3 protein-coding genes are annotated in these 2,858 nt (G+C 59.8%); all 3 read right to left on the bottom strand.

Annotated features, from left to right (window positions below; translation table 11 throughout):
- Positions 1–1,109: citrate synthase (locus VGY55_16255; GenBank protein HEV2971530.1), on the bottom strand; the 1,109-nt coding region annotated here is incomplete at its 3' end.
- 102 nt (positions 1,110–1,211) lie between these two features.
- Positions 1,212–1,727, bottom strand: a complete 516-nt coding sequence (locus tag VGY55_16250; GenBank protein HEV2971529.1) for a class IV adenylate cyclase — start codon at positions 1,725–1,727, stop codon at positions 1,212–1,214.
- A gap of 23 nt (positions 1,728–1,750) precedes the next feature.
- On the bottom strand, positions 1,751–2,858 hold a 1,108-nt coding region (locus VGY55_16245), incomplete at its 5' end, for a peptidylprolyl isomerase (protein HEV2971528.1).

Raw genomic sequence — 2,858 nt, 5'->3', positions numbered from 1 at the left:
GCGCGATAGACGATTCCCGAGTAGAAATCGACGTTCGGATAGAGCTTTCGCTCGATGAAATACGGATCGGAGAGCGCGGTGGCTTCGAGTTCCTGGGCGATGTCGAAAATCGGGTCGTCGATCCGCCGCTTCTTGAGCAGCTTGTCGCAGGTGGCCTTGATGATGGTCGCCCGGGGATCGAAGTTCTTATAGACCCGATGCCCGAAGCCCATGAGCCGGTGGCCGCCGTCTTTGCTCTTGGCCAGATCAACGTATTTCTTGACGTTGCCGCCGTCGCGGCGGATTTCCTCGAGCATTTCGATGCAGGCTTGATTCGCCCCGCCGTGCAGGGGTCCCCACAAGGCGCAAATGCCCGCCGAGATCGAGGCAAACAGGTTCGCGTCGCTCGAACCGACCATGCGAACGGTCGAGGTGCTGCAATTCTGCTCGTGGTCGGCATGGACGATCAGCAACAGATTGAGCGCTTCGACGAAATCCACATCGATTTGGTATTCCTCGCAGGGGACGGCGAACATCATGTGCAGGAAGTTCTCGCAGAACGAAAGGTCGTTCCGCGGATAGATGAACGGTTGACCGATCGACTTCTTGAAGCTGTTGGCGGCGATCGTCGGCAACTTGGCCATCAGCCGGTGCACCGAGATTTCCACCTGCCGGGCGTCGCGCGGGTCGAGCGAATCCTGATAAAAGGTCGAAAGCGCGCCGACGACGGAGCTGAGCGTGGCCATCGGATGGGCGTCGCGCGGCATGCCGTTGTAGAACGACCGGATGTCTTCGTGCAGCATCGTATGCCGCTGGAGCGACAAGCGAAAGGCGTCGAGCTGGTTGGCGGTCGGCAGCTCGCCGTAGATCAGCAGGTAGCTCACCTCGACGAAGTCCGATTGCTCGGCCAGAACTTCGATCGGATAACCCCGATAACGGAGCACTCCCTTCTCGCCGTCGAGAAATGTGATGGCGCTCGTCGTCGCGCCGGTGTTGACGTATCCCTCGTCGAGCGTGACGAAGCCGGTTTGGGCGCGGAGCCGGGAGATGTCGATCGCTTGCTCCTGTTCGGTGCCGGTGACGACCGGCAGCTCGATTTCCAGGGTGCCGAGTTTGAGTTTGCCGAGCATAGAGGCCGGAGGCTGGGGACTCGGGGCTGGGGAACAACACCGCCTGCGGCGATTAACACCCCGCATACTAGCAGTTTACCGGGCGCGCGGCAGTTAGACAATTCACGGTTCGGGCCGGACAAGCATATCACCGTAAGAGCCGGTGAGCAAATCGTCCACGGCGATGCCGAACTGCAGTCGGAGTTCATCCACTTGGCGCCGGCCGGCTGCATCGTCGGTTTGCTCGTCAAGGACCGCTTCGAATTCGAGGAAACTGCCGACTCCTTCCACCTCGTCGAGATGGATTCGGACGTTCCGAGAGAGATAGATCCGGCGATTTTTGCGGACGACGCCGCGAACGCCCAGAGCCATAGCGAGCGCCTTTCGCAGGGCCGCCGGCTCCATGACCGGCGTCAACAGATAATCGCTTCCCCTCGGCTCGGCCTTATCGGGGCGATCGTACCAGATCAACTGCGCCCCGACCCCCTCGATCTCACGAAGTTTTAGACGGCCATGAGCGCAATGGAAATACGTATCAGTTTGCCGCTGGATCTCGGCCTCGCCGCAAATCTGCTCCGCGACCCTTCGCGCAGCGACCGGATCGGGCAGCCGAGCCTTGAGTTCAATGTTGCGGGACAAGCGCCACCTCAACTTGCCACTTGTCACTTGCCGCTTGCCACTCCGTCGGGCCCTTGACTGTCAAAGATGGTCCAAATCGGATTCTGCATGCGGACCTTCGCGAGATAGGCCGCTCTCTTCTTCTCGATTTGCTCGGCTTTGAGCTGCTTGCGGATATCGACTTGGGCGTCGGTGAACGGAGTGCGATAGGCTTCCTTGCGCTCGATGACGCGGACGATGTGGAATCCATCGGCATCTGCAAAAATCTGACTCATCCGCATGACTTCGAGTGTGAAGATGACTTCGTCCAGGATCGCCGATTTGAGGCTACCTTTGGTTGTCCAATCGCGCAGGCCTCCTCTGGCGGCGGTTGGGCCTTGCGAGCCGGCTTTGGCCACCTCGGCAAACGGCTTGCCGTTCAAGACCTCATTGCCCAGTTTGACAATGGCGGCCTTCGCTTCGTCGCGACTCGAAAACTGATTGAAGAGCACCGTTAATTCTTCCCAACGTGATTGCGCTTCGTGGTCGAATTTCGTGCCGTTGTTCTGATAGTAGGCGAATATTTCGCCGTACGTTATCTCCTCCTCCTTGATCTGCTGCTGAAGCCAGATCATGGCCACCGATTGTTCGTAAAAGGCCTTTCGGCGGCGCTCGACCGAGGTGCCGACCTCGCGCAGCTTGGCTTCAATTTCTTCCTTGGTGTTGCACTGGGCCCGCTTCATCATTTCCTTGAGCTTGGCGTTGTCGAATTCGTCGGTGATTTTCTTTTCGATGTCTTTAAGGGCCTCCGGAGGGATCGTCTTCGTGGCCTCGGCAAAGAGGATTTTGATATCCGCGATGTTGCGGATCTGGTCCTGCAACTCCTTGCGGGCGGGCGCCAAAACGGATTCCGGCGCACCCTGAGCCTGAGCGGCCAGGTAATTGCCGTATTGGCCCACCAAGTCGGAGGCTAGAACGACATCCGCTCCGACGCGCGCAATGATCAGCGCGTTGTCCAATCGCTGCGCCGGTGGGCTGCCGGCCGGGGGCGTAAAAGGGCGGGTTGAATTGGCGTCCGGCCGTTCCTGGGGCCCTGGCCCGCCGGCCCAGTTCACCGGCTGGCGCACGGGCATCGGCTGCGTCGGCGCTTGAGGGATATTGTCGAACTGCCGG

It is taken from the genome of Pirellulales bacterium (assembly GCA_035939775.1).
Taxonomy (GTDB): domain Bacteria; phylum Planctomycetota; class Planctomycetia; order Pirellulales; family DATAWG01; genus DASZFO01.
The sequence above is the reverse complement of the archived record's forward strand: the minus strand, read 5'-3'. Positions and strand labels throughout refer to the sequence as shown.